The organism is Pandoraea aquatica, from assembly GCF_902459565.1.
In the GTDB taxonomy this organism is placed as follows: domain Bacteria; phylum Pseudomonadota; class Gammaproteobacteria; order Burkholderiales; family Burkholderiaceae; genus Pandoraea; species Pandoraea aquatica.
The window spans coordinates 581,434-596,519 of the sequence record NZ_CABPSN010000003.1 but is presented as its reverse complement, the minus strand read 5'-3'; the positions used below and the strand labels follow the sequence as shown (position 1 = coordinate 596,519).

The 15,086-nt window shown below is 62.7% G+C and carries 15 protein-coding genes; 7 read left to right on the top strand and 8 right to left on the bottom strand.

All coding sequences use genetic code 11. The features are described 5' to 3' along the window. The first annotated feature begins 89 nt into the window (after positions 1-89). Positions 90-1,559 carry an efflux transporter outer membrane subunit gene (locus tag PAQ31011_RS13515; protein ID WP_174990103.1) on the top strand — a complete coding sequence of 490 codons (1,470 nt, stop codon included), beginning with the start codon at positions 90-92 and terminating at the stop codon, positions 1,557-1,559. A 22-nt stretch (positions 1,560-1,581) separates the two neighbouring features. Here the strand turns inward: PAQ31011_RS13515 and PAQ31011_RS13510 are convergent, their stop codons facing one another. Further along, on the bottom strand, positions 1,582-2,736 hold the full coding sequence (locus PAQ31011_RS13510; protein ID WP_246179546.1) for a Rossmann-fold NAD(P)-binding domain-containing protein: 1,155 nt from the start codon (positions 2,734-2,736) through the stop codon (positions 1,582-1,584). A 15-nt stretch (positions 2,737-2,751) separates the two neighbouring features. Here PAQ31011_RS13510 and PAQ31011_RS13505 point away from each other — a divergent pair, with 15 nt between their 5' ends. The 4 genes from PAQ31011_RS13505 to PAQ31011_RS13490 all read left to right on the top strand — a co-directional run bounded on the left by PAQ31011_RS13505 (position 2,752) and on the right by PAQ31011_RS13490 (position 6,408). After that, positions 2,752-3,786: a CDP-6-deoxy-delta-3,4-glucoseen reductase gene (locus PAQ31011_RS13505; protein WP_150576273.1), complete on the top strand. Its 1,035-nt coding sequence runs from the start codon at positions 2,752-2,754 to the stop codon at positions 3,784-3,786. A 310-nt stretch (positions 3,787-4,096) separates the two neighbouring features. Then, positions 4,097-5,356: an acetylornithine transaminase gene (locus PAQ31011_RS13500; protein ID WP_246179545.1), complete on the top strand. Its 1,260-nt coding sequence runs from the start codon at positions 4,097-4,099 to the stop codon at positions 5,354-5,356. A gap of 90 nt (positions 5,357-5,446) precedes the next feature. After that, positions 5,447-5,947, top strand: a complete 501-nt coding sequence (locus tag PAQ31011_RS13495; RefSeq protein WP_150576272.1) for a GNAT family N-acetyltransferase — start codon at positions 5,447-5,449, stop codon at positions 5,945-5,947. Beyond that, positions 5,944-6,408 carry a GNAT family acetyltransferase gene (locus PAQ31011_RS13490; protein ID WP_150576271.1) on the top strand — a complete coding sequence of 155 codons (465 nt, stop codon included), beginning with the start codon at positions 5,944-5,946 and terminating at the stop codon, positions 6,406-6,408. The genes PAQ31011_RS13495 and PAQ31011_RS13490 overlap by 4 nt, the downstream gene beginning before the upstream one ends. 131 nt (positions 6,409-6,539) lie before the next feature. Here PAQ31011_RS13490 and PAQ31011_RS13485 read toward each other — a convergent pair whose 3' ends face one another. The 7 genes from PAQ31011_RS13485 to PAQ31011_RS13455 all read right to left on the bottom strand — a co-directional run bounded on the left by PAQ31011_RS13485 (position 6,540) and on the right by PAQ31011_RS13455 (position 13,761). Continuing rightward, positions 6,540-7,253 (bottom strand): ABC transporter ATP-binding protein, encoded by a 714-nt coding sequence (locus tag PAQ31011_RS13485; RefSeq protein ID WP_150576270.1) that lies wholly within the window; start codon positions 7,251-7,253, stop codon positions 6,540-6,542. Continuing rightward, positions 7,253-8,026: an ABC transporter ATP-binding protein gene (locus tag PAQ31011_RS13480; protein WP_039397213.1), complete on the bottom strand. Its 774-nt coding sequence runs from the start codon at positions 8,024-8,026 to the stop codon at positions 7,253-7,255. The genes PAQ31011_RS13485 and PAQ31011_RS13480 overlap by 1 nt, the downstream gene beginning before the upstream one ends. 21 nt (positions 8,027-8,047) lie before the next feature. Beyond that, positions 8,048-9,178 carry an ABC transporter permease subunit gene (locus PAQ31011_RS13475; RefSeq protein WP_246179544.1) on the bottom strand — a complete coding sequence of 377 codons (1,131 nt, stop codon included), beginning with the start codon at positions 9,176-9,178 and terminating at the stop codon, positions 8,048-8,050. Between the two features lie 18 nt (positions 9,179-9,196). Further along, the gene (locus PAQ31011_RS13470; RefSeq protein ID WP_039400819.1) at positions 9,197-10,147 is read right to left on the bottom strand and encodes a branched-chain amino acid ABC transporter permease; all 951 of its coding nucleotides are present in this window, start codon (positions 10,145-10,147) and stop codon (positions 9,197-9,199) included. 211 nt (positions 10,148-10,358) lie between these two features. After that, positions 10,359-11,567 (bottom strand): branched-chain amino acid ABC transporter substrate-binding protein, encoded by a 1,209-nt coding sequence (locus tag PAQ31011_RS13465; protein ID WP_150576269.1) that lies wholly within the window; start codon positions 11,565-11,567, stop codon positions 10,359-10,361. A gap of 758 nt (positions 11,568-12,325) precedes the next feature. Further along, entirely contained in the window at positions 12,326-13,297 is a 972-nt protein-coding gene (ispH, locus tag PAQ31011_RS13460) for a 4-hydroxy-3-methylbut-2-enyl diphosphate reductase (protein ID WP_150576268.1), read from the bottom strand. 8 nt (positions 13,298-13,305) lie between these two features. Next, positions 13,306-13,761: an FKBP-type peptidyl-prolyl cis-trans isomerase gene (locus tag PAQ31011_RS13455; RefSeq protein ID WP_039400826.1), complete on the bottom strand. Its 456-nt coding sequence runs from the start codon at positions 13,759-13,761 to the stop codon at positions 13,306-13,308. 187 nt (positions 13,762-13,948) lie between these two features. Between PAQ31011_RS13455 and radC the strand changes: the two genes are divergently transcribed. Both radC and rpmB read left to right on the top strand, forming a co-directional pair. After that, on the top strand, positions 13,949-14,623 hold the full coding sequence (gene radC, locus PAQ31011_RS13450) for a RadC family protein (protein ID WP_150576267.1): 675 nt from the start codon (positions 13,949-13,951) through the stop codon (positions 14,621-14,623). A gap of 225 nt (positions 14,624-14,848) precedes the next feature. Next, positions 14,849-15,082, top strand: coding sequence for a 50S ribosomal protein L28 (gene rpmB, locus PAQ31011_RS13445; RefSeq protein ID WP_039400832.1), 234 nt, complete (start codon positions 14,849-14,851; stop codon positions 15,080-15,082). The last annotated feature ends 4 nt before the right edge of the window (positions 15,083-15,086 follow it).

The following is a 15,086-nucleotide window of genomic DNA, read 5'->3' as shown; positions in this document are numbered from 1 at the left end:
TCCCGCTGCGCCCCCCCTCAGGCTCGGGATGGCTTTTATACCCCACGCGCGATTCGGTGTCGCGCGTGGGGGTCTTTTTGACAGATTCGATGAATTGCCTTTCAGGATTTTTCCAGCCGCGCCCGGGCATCGCGCCATCGCTGGTAGCGGTCACCGTCTGCGCGATGCTCAGCGCTTGCAGCCTTACGCGCACCGTCTATGAACGCCCGACGTTGCCCGTCCCCTCGCAATTTCAGACGCCCATCGACGGCATTCGGCCAGGTGCAGCGCAAGGGGACAATGCGAACGCGGCAGTCGATGCCGATATTGCGCCGTGGTGGCGCGCGTTTCGCGAACCGCAGCTCGACTCGCTCATCGCTCAGGCGCTCGCAGCCAACCCCGCGCTCGCCCTCAAAGCCCTGCAAGCGGATCGCGACGCGCTCCAGGCCGGACTGATGGACGCCAATCGCTGGCCGCAGTTCTCCGCCAACATCACCGGCTCGAAGGCGCGCGCGCTCGACGGCGGACAAGCCGCGCAGCGCATGAACGGACAGACGCAGACGACGTCCGGCGCAAGCGTCGGCATCAGCTACGAAGTCGACCTCTGGAACAAACTCGCCGCGCAACGCGACGCCACCCACTGGCAAGCCGCCGCCAGCGCATGGGACCGCCGCGCCGCCGCCCTCTCGCTCTCAAGTCAGGTCGCCTCGCTCTACTGGCGCGTCGCTTATCTGAACGAGAACGTGCGCAGTGCGACGGAAGACCTCGCCGCTGCCGACCGTGCCGTCGCACTGGTCGCGGCCCGTCGTCGCGCCGGTTCGGTGTCTGCCCTCGACCCCGTGCAGGCACAGCAGGATCGCGACGCCGTCGCAGGCGCACTCGCAGAATGGGAACGGTTGCGCGATGCCGCCCGGCACTCGCTGGCGAACGCGCTCGGACGTCCCGCGCAGACACGCTTCGCCGAGCGCGATTCGCTCATCGTCGCACAGTTGCCTGATGTCGCGCCCGGACTGCCCGCGTCGCTCCTCGCCCAGCGCCCGGACCTCGCCGCCGCGGAGACGCGCGTTCGCGCACGTCTGGCAGATGTGGACGCCGCCCGTCTATCGTTCTATCCGTCTCTCACGCTCACCGGCACCGCGCAAACCACCAGCGAGTCGCTCTCGCGCCTGCTCGCCAATCCTGTCGGCACGCTCGCCGCAACGATCGCCATGCCGTTCCTTCAGGTGCAAACGGCACGCTTTACGACGGCACTCGCGCGCAATGACTACGAGCAGTCGGTCGCGACGTTTCGCAACACACTACTCACCGCACTGACGGAAGTCGAAGACGCCCTCTCGGCACGCGAACGAACAACGTCGCAATACACGTCGCTCGCGAGCGCCGCCGCCCTCGCCCAGCGAGCAGCCGAACTCTCGGAGGCGCGCTATCGCGCCGGCGACATCGATCTGCAATCGTGGCTCGACGCCCAACGCCTCGCTCGTCAAGCCCGCCGCAACGCCGCGCAGTCCCGCCTCGCGCAGATCGACGCCACGCTCTCGCTCGTCAAAGCACTCGGTGGGACGCTGGGGAACGATAGCTGATACGGCGGTGAGACGTTCGTCGTCAGGTGGTCGCGCCGGTCGGTGGTGCGTCGGCGGATGAGGAGGACGCTGATGATGGTGTCGGCTCAGGCTGTGAGAGCGGCTTCAGTGTCGACAGCAGCGCCGCCACGTCGGGATACTTCAACGAGTACCCAAGTTCGCGCTTAAGCCGCGTGTTGGCGAGGCGTCGCGACTCGGACATGAAGGAGAGCAATGTCGGCTCCAGTACCCGACGTGCCTCGTCGCGAGAAACGCGCGGCGGCCGGGGCAAGCCCAGCGCATCTGCAACCCGGTCGAAGTACTCGCCCATGCGCCACTCGGTGTCGTCGCTCGCATGCACGACCCGCTGCGCCTTGCCGCGCCACATCGCGCGAATCAGAATGGCCGCGAGATCGTCGGCATGGATATGGTTGGTGAAGACGTCATCCGACGCCACCAACGCAGGCGTGCCCTTCTGCAAACGCGCCAGCGGCAGACGCTCGGCCGCATAGATCCCCGGAATTCGCACTACGGACGCGCGCCACGATACGCGTGCATGCACGGTCTTACGCCACGACGCCTTCGTGCCGGATATCGATGCCGCACGTGCTCGCGCGGCCCCGGTCGTCAACACGCGTCGTGGATGACGGCCATGGAAGGACGGACGACCCAGCGTGCGCACCGTCCGCTCGGCGTCGACCCGACGCTGCCCACGAGGCGAACGCGGCGTCGGCGTGCGAGTCTCGTCCACCAATGCGCCGCCACAGTCCCCGTAAACGCCGCTGGTGCTTGCATAGACGAGAATCCGGCGCGACGCAGGGGCCAGATGAGCCATACCTGACAGGGCGTGAAGCCCCCCGTCGGGTACAATATTGCGTTTCGACGGCCGGTTCAGCGCAGCGCGCAAACGGCGTGTACGCAGGTCCTGCGTGCCGCTGCCCGCGACCCCGGCAGGCGGTGCCAGATGCAACACCCGTGAGGCCAGACGGCCCACGCGTTGCAAGCTGGTAGCGTCATCCAGATTGGCAACGACGGGCACCGCGCCCGCCGCACGCAACGCCGCATGGCGCGCGTCGCTGGACGTCACGGCAAAGACACGAAATCGTTCGACGAGAGCCGGCAGTGCGCGCATGCCGACGTCGCCGCAGCCCACGACCAGCAGGCGCGGACGACCGAGAGGTTTGGACGGTTTTTTCATTTTTCGGATTGTAGTATGGCTTACAACGTTACCCTCGTGCCGAGCGGGCGCGAGTTCCAGATCGAAGATGGCGAGGCCGTACTCTCCGCCGCACTGCGCCAGGGCATCGGCCTGCCCTACGGCTGCAAAAACGGTGGCTGCGGCTCGTGCAAGGCCAAACTGGTGGAAGGTACCGTCGAGCACGGTGCACACTCCAGCTCGGCTCTCTCCAAGGACGAGGAAACCCGTGGCTTCGCCCTGCTCTGCTGCGCCCACACCAAAGGCGATCTCGTCATCGAGTCGCGTGAAGTCAAGGGCATCGGCGATATCCCGGTCAAGCGCCTGCCCTGCCGCGTGAATGCGTTGGAGCGCCGTGCCGACGACGTCATCGTCATGCGCCTCCAACTGCCCGCCAACGAGCGCTTCCAGTACCTCGCCGGCCAATACATCGAATTCATCCTGAAAGACGGCAAACGCCGCAGCTATTCGATGGCCACCGCGCCCCACGAGGAAGGCTTCCTCGAACTCCATCTGCGCCACATGCCCGGCGGTGTCTTCACCGACCATGTGTTCAACAACATGAAGGAGCGCGAAATCCTGCGCTTCGAAGGCCCACTCGGCACGTTCTTCCTGCGGGAAGACTCGCAAAAGCCGATCGTGCTGCTCGCCTCGGGCACCGGCTTCGCACCGATCAAAGCCATCGTCGAACACGCCGCGCACAAAGGGCTCGATCGCCCGATGACGCTCTATTGGGGCGCGCGTCAGCTCAAGGACATCTACCTGCGTGAACTGGCCGAGCAATGGGCCCGCGAGATCCCCGGCTTCAAGTTCGTGCCGGTCCTCTCCGATGCCGCTCCCGAAGACGCCTGGCAAGGCCGCACGGGCTTCGTGCACCGCGCCGTGGCCGAAGACCTGCCGGATATGTCCGGCTACGAGGTCTACGCCTGTGGCGCGCCCGTGATGGTGGAATCGGCCCGTCGCGACTTCATCGCGCATCACCAGTTGCCGGAAGACGCGTTCTTCGCCGATGCCTTCACCACCGAAGCCGATAACCCCGGCGGCGGCCAATGACCCTATGAACCTCATGGCCGTGATGACCGGGACACCCGGCCGCCGTTGAAGGGATGCGCAAAAGATGCATGCAAACCACACCGCATGCATTCCCTTTGACAAGCGCCGCGTCACCGCCTTATGCTTGCCGACATGAACCTGATTGCCATCGCCTCGATCCGACGTCGCCGTACGCTGCCCCAACCGGGATGCCGCGGCGCACGCTATCGACTGCGATAACACGCAAGTTCTCAAGCACAGCGAAGCCACGGGCAACCCCCGTGGCTTTTTTTATTCCTCAGTCTCTTCTCACCTACCTTCGGAGACCGTCATGTCGCTTGCTCAACCGTCCGCCGCCGCATCGTCAACCTCGCCCAAGTCGGCACGCCACGCCAAGTTCGCCGATTTGCCCACACAGGCGCTGCTGCCGATTACCACGCGTCCCGAACTCGTGTTCACGCACGGCAAAGGCGGCTGGCTGTACGACCACGAAGGCAAGCGATATCTCGACTTCATTCAGGGCTGGGCGGTGAACAGCCTCGGCCATTGCCACCCAGTGATGCGCGATGCGCTCGCCACGCAAGGCTCGCTGCTGCTCAACCCGAGCCCCGCCTACTACAACCTGCCGATGATCGAGCTGGCCGACCTGCTCGCCAATCTCTCCGGTCTCGGCAAGGTCTTCTTCGCCAACAGCGGCGCGGAAGCCAACGAAAGCGCCATCAAGCTCGCCCGCAAGTGGGGGCAACTGCACCCGAACAACGCAGGCAAGGCACGCTTCGAAATCATCACGTTCAAGAACGCTTTCCACGGCCGTACCCTCGCCACGATGTCCGCAAGCGGCAAGCCGGGCTGGGATACGATCTTCGCGCCGCAAGTGCCCGGCTTTCCGAAGGCCGAGCTGAACGACATCGCATCGGTCGAAGCCCTCATCGGGCCGGAGACGGTCGCCGTGATGCTCGAACCGATTCAGGGCGAAGCCGGTGTCGTACCTGCGACGCCCGAGTTCATGAAGGCATTGCGCGAGCTGACGACGGCGCGCGGACTGCTGCTGATTGTGGATGAGGTACAGACCGGCTGCGGACGCACCGGCACGATCTTCCAATACCAGCAGTCGGGCATCGTGCCGGACATCATGACGCTCGGCAAAGGCATCGGCGGCGGTGTGCCGCTCGCCGCCATGCTGTGCGGCGACGAGTTCGCTGTCTTCCAGCCGGGCGATCAGGGCGGCACGTACAACGGCAACCCGCTGATGTGCGCCGTCGGTCTCGCGGTGATGCGCACGGTCAGCTCGCCGGGCTTCCTCGAATTCGTGCGCGCGCAGGCGGATTATCTGAGCGCCGGACTGCAACATCTGTCGTCGCGCTACGGCGGTCAGGGCGAGCGCGGGGCGGGTCTGCTGCGTGCATTGCTGCTCGGTCGCGACATCGGCCCGCAACTGGTCGAAGCCGCGCGCGACATGACACCGGACGGGCTGCTGCTCAACTCGGCGCGTCCGAACCTGCTGCGCTTCATGCCCGCACTGAACGTGAGCCGCGAAGAGATCGATCAGATGCTCTCGATGCTCGATACGCTGCTGGCGAAGCACGCTTGAACGCACGTCTGAACTTATCGATCGCATGACGACACTCGCCCGACGGTGATTCGGGCGAGTCAGAACGACACCCCACTGGAGACTCCATCGATGAACGACATGAGCCAGGGCCACCCGACACCGCCCGCCGACGCCATCGTCGAAATTTCAGCCGATCCGGCACGGCTCGACATCGGCTTCATCCACAACGCCTTGTCGACGCAAACCGCATGGGCGAAAGGTATTCCACGCAACACGCTCATGCGCGCGATCACGCACTCGCTTTGCTTCGGCGCGTATGCGACGGAAGTCGAGGGCGGCCCGGCGCGTCAGGTCGGCTTTGCCCGCGTGGTCACCGACCATGCCACGTTCGCCTATCTGGCCGACGTCTTCGTCGATCCCTCCATGCGCGGCCTTGGCATTGGCAAGCGTCTGTGCGAGGACGTGCTGGCGCATCCGGCGCTGCAAGGGCTGCGCCGCTTCCTGCTGGCGACGACAGACGCCGCCGGTCTCTACTCGCGCTATGGCTTCGAGCCACTCGGCGCGGCGAACTACGTGATGATGCAGATCCACCGCCCCGACATCTACACCGGTCAACAGGAAGCGCCATGAACGCCATGCCCGCCGACATCCATATCCGCACGTTCGACGACGCAGATACCGACGCCGTCATCGCGCTCTGGCGCGAAGCCTTTCCGGAGTACAACCGCGCCGACAAGCCGCATCGCGAACCGCGACGCTCGATCGCCAACAAGGTCGCCATGCAGGACGACCTGTTCTTCGTCGCCGTACGCGAGCGCAAGATTGTCGGCACGGTGATGGCCGGTTACGACGGACATCGCGGCTGGGTCTATTCGCTGGCCGTCGCCCACGCATTGCGACGTCGCGGTGTGGCGAGCGCGTTGCTGCATCACGCCGAAATCGCACTGGCCGCACGCGGCTGCCTCAAACTCAATCTGCAAGTGCTCACACAGTCGCGCGAAGCCCTCGCGTTCTACAACGCACATGGCTACGCTGCCGACGATGTCGTGAGCCTCGGCAAGCGTCTTCCGCTGGCCGCGATGGCGCAGTAGACGCTACGTCGCACAGTCTTCGCATGCCGCAAAAAGCACAAAGGGCGCCGGAAGTTGCCTTCGGCGCCCTTTGCTTATTCATCGACCGACTGACGACGGATCGCCGCCAGCCAGTCACGCGAGTTCGACACTCACTCCCCCAGATACGCGGCGCGCACCTTCGGATCGTCGAGCATGTCCTTCGCGTCGCCGGTCATGGTGACCAGCCCGCTGTCCATCACGTAGCCACGGTGCGCCGCTTGCAGCGCCAGACGCGCGTTCTGCTCCACGAGCAGCACCGTCACGCCCTCGCCTGAGACCGTACGCACCACTTCGAAGATCTTCTCGACCATGATCGGCGAGAGACCCATCGACGGCTCGTCGAGCAGCAACAGCTTGGGCTGGCTCATCAGCGCACGCGCCATCGCAAGCATCTGCTGCTCGCCGCCCGAGAGCGTGCCCGCGAGCTGATCTTTACGCTCCTTCAGACGCGGGAAGATGCCGAACATCTTGTCGATGTCCTGCTTGATGCCCGCGTTGTCGTTGCGCAGATACGCGCCCATCTGCATGTTCTCGAGGATCGTCATGCGCGTGAAGATGCCGCGACCTTCCGGCACCATCGCCAGACCCTGCTTGAGCAGATCGAACGCTTTCACGCCGCGAATCGACTTGCCCAGATACTCGATGTCGCCATCGGCCCACGGCAACAAGCCCGTGATGGCCTTCATGGTGGTCGTCTTGCCTGCACCGTTCGCGCCGATGAGCGTGACCAGCTCGCCCGGCTGAATGCTCAGGTCGATGCCCTTGACCGCCTTGATCCCGCCGTAAGCGACTTTCAGGCCCTTGATCGTCAACATTGCGCTCATCAATGGCCTCCCGAACCCAGATACGCTTCAATCACCGCCGGATTCTTCTGCACATCCTGCGGCAAACCTTCGGCAATCACCTTGCCGTAATCGAGCACCGTCATGCGGTTGCACAACCCCATCACCAGCTTCACGTCGTGCTCGATGAGCAGAATCGTTTTGCCGTCGCTACGGATCTTGTCGAGCAAACCACGCAGCTCGACTTTTTCCGTGGCGTTCATGCCAGCGGCCGGTTCGTCCAGCGCCAGCAACTTGGGATCGGTGGCAAGCGCGCGCGCAATTTCCAGACGACGCTGGTGGCCGTACGAGAGGTTCGCGGCCGTGTAGTTGGCGTACTTCGCCACGCCCACGTATTCGAGCAACTCCATCGCACGATCGCGGATGGCGCGCTCTTCGGCCTTCGCGCCCGGATACCGGACGATGGCACCGATCACGCCCATCTTCGTGCGCACGTGACGCCCAACCATCACGTTCTCGATGACGGTCATGCCGCCAAACAGACGAATGTTCTGGAACGTACGCGCAATACCGGCCTTGGCGACTTCGTGCACGGCGGTCGGCTTGTACGCCGCACCGTCGAGTTTGAATTCGCCGGAGTCCGGGGTGTAGAGACCGGTGATCACGTTGAAGAACGTGGTCTTGCCTGCGCCGTTCGGGCCGATCAGCCCGTAGATCTGCCCCGGCTTGATCTCCAGGCCCACGTCGGTGAGGGCCTGCAGACCGCCGAAGCGCTTGTTCACGCCCTTAACGGACAGAAGAATTTGTTCGCTCATATTCAGGTCATCTCCCTCGACTTACAGAGTCCGCTCTTCCGGACGCGGCGACGGCCACAGGCCGGCCGGACGGTACAGCATGATCAGAATCATGGCCAGACCGTACAGCAACTGCCGGATCACTTCGGGATCGACGATGACATTACCGAACAACTTCATCTGCAACGGGCCCATGGTCGAGCGCAGGATCTCGGGGAACGCCGAGAGCAGCACACCGCCCAGAATCACGCCCGGAATGTGGCCCATACCGCCGAGCACCACCATCGAGAGCACGACGATCGACTCCCAGAAGGTGAACGACTCGGGCGAAACGAAGCCCTGGAACGCGGAGAACATGCCACCTGCCACACCACCGAACGACGCGCCCATGGCGAACGCGAGCAGCTTGATGTTGCGCGTGTTGATGCCCATCGCCTTGGCGGCGATTTCGTCTTCACGGATGGCCACCCAGGCGCGTCCGATACGCGAGTGCTGCAAGCGCACGCAGATGAAGGCGATCAGCAACGCGAGGAACACGAACAGGTAGTAGTACATGTACACCGAGCTGACCTGGAACCCGAAGAAGTTGTGCGCCTTCGAGAAATCGAAGCCGAACAACGACGCAGGCTGGATGCCGGTGATCCCCTTCGGGCCGTTGGTGATGTTGATCGGCCGGTCGAGGTTGTTCATGAAGATACGGATGATCTCCCCGAAACCCAGCGTCACGATGGCCAGATAGTCGCCGCGCAAACGCAGCGTCGGCGCACCGAGCAGGATGCCGAAGATCGCCGCGACGGCAGCACCGATCGGAATCGTGAACCACACAGGCACATGCAGCCCGCCGGGGAACATCGCACCGATCCACTCGAACTGCGTGGAGAGGTGAGGAGAACTGAGGAAAGCCGTGACATACGCCCCCACGGCATAGAACGCGATGTAACCCAGATCGAGCAGGCCGGCGAAGCCCACCACGATGTTCAGGCCCAGCGCGAGCATGATGTAGAGCAGCGCGAAGTCGAGCACCCGCACCCAGTAGTTGCCGCCGGCGTAGCCGACGAGCACGGGCGCGAGAATGGCGGCCAGCAGGAAGAACGCGAGGCCGCGATAGGCCTTGCGGGTCGCAGCGGCGGCAGAAATCTGCGTCGCCGGCGACGTTTGCAGGGGTTGATTCATGATGTCGATCCTCCCCGTTTATGCACGATCTGCCACGCGCTCGCCGAGCAAACCGCTCGGACGGAACACCAGCACCACAATCAGCACGACAAACGCAAAGACGTCCTGATAGTTACTCCCGAAGACCCCACCGGTCAGATCGCCGATGTAGCCTGCGCCCAAGGCTTCGATCAGGCCGAGCAGCACGCCGCCGACCATGGCGCCCTGCAAGTTGCCGATACCGCCGAGCACCGCAGCGGTGAACGCCTTCATACCGGGAATGAAGCCCATGTAGAAGTGCGCGTTGCCATAGTTCGAGGCCATCATCACGCCGGCGAGCGCGGCGAGTGCGCCACCGAGGGCGAACGTCGCGGAGATCACGAAGTTCGGGTTCACGCCCATGAGACCGGCGACGTTGCGGTTTTCCGCCGTCGCACGCATGGCACGCCCGAGCTTGGTGCGGTTCACGAGCTGGGTCAGACCGAACATGACGAGGAACGCCACGACCACGATCACGATGCCGGTGCCGTTTGTGACCGCGCCGGGATGATCGCCGCGCGGCGGAATGACGTTCATGGCGTCGGTCGGCAGCAGTTGCGGGAACGAGAGGGGGTTACGCGACCAGATCAGCATGGCGATCGTCTGCAGCAGCAGCGAAACGCCGATGGCGGTGATCAGAGGGGCCAGGCGCGGCGCATTGCGCAACGGCCGGTAGGCCACACGCTCGATCACGAAGTTGGCTATCGCACACACGGGCATACACACGAGCGTGGCAATCGCCAGCATGAGCGCCGGGTTCATGTCCGGCGCGATCTTCAAAAGCAGGTTGATGGTGGACAGCGCGACCATCGCGCCGATCATCATCACGTCGGCGTGGGCAAAGTTGATGATGCCCAGAATGCCGTAGACCATCGTATAGCCCAGTGCAATGATCGCGTAGACGCTGCCAAGCACGAGGCCGTTCAAGATTTGTTGGATAAAAATATCCATGAAGCTAACTCCTTGTCCCGGAAACGGGCTCTCGACACGCTTGCCCGATAGGGCGCGCGAGGGGGCCGAGAGAACTGCGGGTTATGAGGCGTAATCCTGTGTCAGGAGGAGAGCCGTGCCCGTCATGCAGGCACGGCCTCTTTCCGCAGATATCGATACGGCACCGAACGGGTAAGCAGCGGTGCCGTTTCATGGCGCGAGCGCCCGGGACTTACATCTTCACCACGTCAAGCACGCTCTTCTTCTTATCCTTGTAGTTGTAGAGCGTGATCACCGGCTCCTTCATGTCGCCCTTGCTGTCGAAGGCGATGTGGCCGATAACACCCTTGTAGTCCGTGGCCGGCATAGCCGCCAGGATCTTGGCCGGGTCTGCCGAGTTGGCACGCTTCATCGCATCGACGATCACGTTCACAGCGTCATACGTGAACGGGGCGTAGATTTGGATCGGCTGCTTGAAGCGGTCTTCGTAACGCTTCGAGAAGTCCGCACCGCCTTCCATCTTCGACAGCGCCATACCCGCTTCCGAGCAGACGATGTTGTCGATGGCGTCGCCAGCGAGTTCGGCCACCTTGTCGGTACACACGCCGTCGCCGGCCAGCACCTTGGCACCAATACCCAGTTCCTTCGATTGCTTGGCGAACGGGCCGCCGGTAGCATCCATACCGCCGTACATGATGATGTCCGGCTTCTCACCCTTGATCTTGGTCAGAATGGCGCGGAAGTCCGTGGCCTTGTCGTTGGTCGCGTCGTGCGAGAGCACCTTCAGGCCGTTGGCCTTGGCGGTCTTCTCGAACTCGTCGGCCAGCCCCTTGCCGTAGGCGGTAGCGTCGTCGACGATGGCAACCGACTTGGCGTTGAGCGACTTGGTCGCGTAGTTAGCCAGTGCCGGGCCCTGCTGCGCGTCGGTGGCGACCACGCGGTAGGTCGTCTTGAAGCCCTGCAGCGTGTACGCCGGGTTGGTCGCCGACGGCGAGATCTGCACGATGCCCGCATCGCTGTAGATCTTCGAGGCCGGAATCGTCGTGCCCGAATTCAAGTGGCCCACCACGGCGACAACCTTCTCGTCGACCAGCTTCTGGGCAACCTGCGTTGCGGTCTTCGGATCGGCAGCGTCGTCTTCTGCCACCAGCTCAAGCTTGACCGGCTTGCCATCGATGGTCAGACCCGCCTTGTTGGCCTCTTCAATGGCCAGGCGTGCACCATTTTCGTTATCTTTGCCCAAGTGAGCAATTTGGCCCGTCAACGGTGCAACGTGACCGATCTTAATGACAACCGCATCGCCGCCCCCGCTGGCGGCAGTCGTCGCGGCAGGTGCAGAAGCGGCACCCGAATCGGCCTGCTTTTCTTCCTTCTGGCCGCAAGCCGCCAGCAGCGTCACTGCGGCGACTACGGGCAGTACCTTCGCGAACTTGAGTTGCATGTGATTATCTCCAGATTGTCGGCGATTTAATAACGCCAAATCGATGTTTCGTATGCGAAACGCGCGCATTGTAACTCCATTCTTTGCGGCTGCGACGCCCATAGCCACAGGGTTTTCCATAATGGAGGACTAAGGTTTTATACCGACTTGTGCAACCCTAACTTTTCAAAAGCGCAACCCCGAATTTGTGAATGGTTTTACACGCCCTCGCGCCACTCCCCGGGCGGCCTTATGGTGCAACCGGTGCACCATTCAAGGGCCCGGATGCCATACCATTCTAATAAGCAATTAGCATGCCTATTTGATTTGGAGGGTTCTTTCTAATTAAGCAAGCATATAAATAATTAGATTCCGGAAATCCAGACGGCTTTTATTTTCTTTAATTCTATATCCGTTGAATTATCAATAATGTCATTCGGTTTTGGCTGACGAGACGTTAAAACGCCGAATTTCGGACGTGCGGGGGTTTTGCAAAATTTGCTGCGACGATGCGAAAACGCCGCAACGTATTTTGCGGGGGGGTCGTCAGGTGGAGGACAGACGCGAATGCTGGCGACGTCAGGCGGCCTGATGCGGCGGACGGCTCGGCCAGCCGGGATGGGAGCGAGGGAACGAGGCAGACGACAGGCGTAAAAAAACCGGGGCCGTGAAGTACGGCACCCGGTTTGTCGGCCATGCGGCGTGAGCGCCAGCCGTGAGTTTTGCTGGTGGGTGCTCGGTGCACCGCAGGCGCGGCACCGAAGAACCCGGCGTGCTGTTTAGCCCGCCACTTGCGTCAGGCCCTTGGGCAGCGGAAACGCGATGTTCTCTTCCACGCCGTCGAGCACCTTGACCTGATTGACGCCCAGTTCGCGCAGACGCGACACGATCGACTGCGCCAGCACCTCGGGTGCCGACGCGCCGGCCGTCACACCGATGCGACGCTTGCCGTCGAACCACTCCGGCTTGAGCTGATCCGGCGAGTCCACCATATAGGCCGGCACACCCATCTTCTCGGCCACTTCACGCAGACGGTTCGAGTTGGAACTGTTCGGGCTGCCGACGACCACGACCACGTCGCACTGCGGGGCCATGAACTTCACGGCGTCCTGACGGTTCTGCGTGGCGTAGCAGATGTCCTGCTTCTTCGGCTCGGTGATCAGCGGGAAGCGCTTCTTGAGCGCGTTGATAACTTCTGCGGCGTCGTCGACCGACAACGTCGTCTGCGTCACGAAAGCCAGCTTGCTTTCGTCCGCCACTTGCAGCGCAAGGACATCTTCGATCGTCTCGACGAGGAACATGCCCTCGCCCGACTGGCCCATCGTGCCTTCCACTTCGGGGTGACCCTTGTGACCGATCATGATGATCTCGAGCCCTTGTCCGCGCATCTTGGCGACTTCGACGTGAACCTTCGTCACGAGCGGGCAAGTCGCATCGAAGATGCGCAGGCCGCGCGATTCGGCCTCGGCCCGCACCGCTTGCGAGACACCGTGCGCGCTGAAGATCAGCGTGTTGCCCGAAGGTACATCGGACAACTCTTCGATGAAGATCGCGCCCTTCTTGCGAAGGTTCTCGACGACATACACGTTGTGCACGATTTCGTGACGCACGTAGATCGGTGCGCCGTACATCGTCAGCGCGCGCTCGACAATCTCGATCGCGCGGTCGACACCCGCGCAAAAGCCGCGCGGCTGAGCCAGCAGGATTTCTGCATCCGACAGCGTCGGTGCTACGACTTGGGTGGCGCTCATTTCGATTCCTACAGAATGCCGATAATCTGGACTTCGAACACGATCGGCTGGCCGGCCAGCGGATGGTTGAAGTCGAACAATGCCCAGCCGTCGCCCAGTTCGCGCAGGATGCCCGCATAGCGGCCACCGCTCGGCGCGTTGAACTCGACCAGATCGCCAACGCTATATTCTTCCCCGAAGTTGCTGTTCTCCTGCAGCGTCTTCATCGAGACGCGTTGCAGCAGATCCGGATTGCGCGGGCCGAAGGCCTGCTCCGGCGCCAGCTCGACGCGGCGTCGCTCCCCCACCGTCATGCCCAGCATCGCCTGCTCCAGCGTCGGCGCCATCTGGCCGCCGCCCAGCTGCATCGTTGCAGGGGTGCCTTCGAAAGTGTTGACAATGTCCGCGCCGTCGGGCGCGCCAATCCGGTAGTGAAGCGTCAGATAGGAATTGTCTTGAACCACGGGGGTTGCAACAGAACTCATGGGGGTCTCACAGCAAGGTCAAGCTAATATTGTAAGCGACGACGCGTTGCGCGTCCGGCTCCCCATCAAAGCCGCCCCGAAATTTTCCCGTGGCGGCTTCCCGGTTTGTCTTTCCCCTGTCATCCGTGACACCCGCGATCATGCGCGTGGCCGTGTCCAATCATCGGTCCCCGATCCTGGAGTCGTCATGTCCATCGCCCATTGGCCGCTTACTGAGCGCCCCCGTGAAAAAATGCTGGCCCACGGGCCGAATGCCCTCTCCGATGCCGAATTGCTCGCCATCCTGCTGCGCACCGGTTCGCAAGGCCGCAATGCCGTCGAACTCGGGCGCGAGTTGCTGACCCGCACCGGCTCGCTGGCCCGCCTGCTCGCCACCCCGTTCGAGACGCTGCGCCAGATACCCGGGCTTGGCCAGGCGAAATCCCTGCAATTTCAGGCGGCCCTCGAAATAGCGCGTCGCATGCTGCGCGAGGGCATGCAATCGGGTTGCCTGCTCGATTCCCCCACCCGCGTGCGCGACTACCTGCGACTCACGTTACAAGATATGTCTCGCGAGCGCTTCGTCTGCCTGTTTCTGGATGCGGCCCACCGGCTGGTCGGCACACGCATCATGTTCGAAGGCACCCTCACGCAGACATGCGCTTACCCGAGGGAAATCGTGCGTGCAGCGCTGGATCTTCATGCGGCTGCCATCATCGTGGCCCACAATCATCCGTCCGGTATCCCGACGCCAAGCGCGGCCGATCTGGCGCTCACGCGCCAGCTGGGCGATGCGCTGGCCCTGCTGGAGATCCGTCTGCTCGATCACTTCATCGTGGCAGGAGACGCCGTCTACTCAATGGCCGAGGGCGGCGAGCTGTGACGGGGAACAACACCCTGCACATAAATTTGGCAACCGGGTCGCATTCGGGCCCGGCTTACGCTATACTCCGTCCCTTCCCCGAATCTCCGACAGACGTTTCCCGCCAGGGACTCACGTCCTACATCGACTAAAGCGATTGATTTGTCTGGGATTTTTGTGGTATTATCGCGGTCTGTCTTTTCGACTCACCTTTTTTTACACAGAATTCTGGGTTAGGAGTGCTTCATGGCACGCGTATGTCAAGTGACCGGGAAAGCGCCGATGGTCGGCAACAACGTTTCCCACGCCAATAACAAAACCAAGCGTCGTTTCCTCCCGAACTTGCAAAATCGCCGGTTCTGGGTTGAGAGCGAAAACCGCTTCGTGCGTCTGCGTCTTTCGAACGCCGGCTTGCGCCTGATCGATAAGGTCGGCATCGATGCCGTTCTCGCGGACCTGCGTTCGCGTAACGCCATCTAAGTTT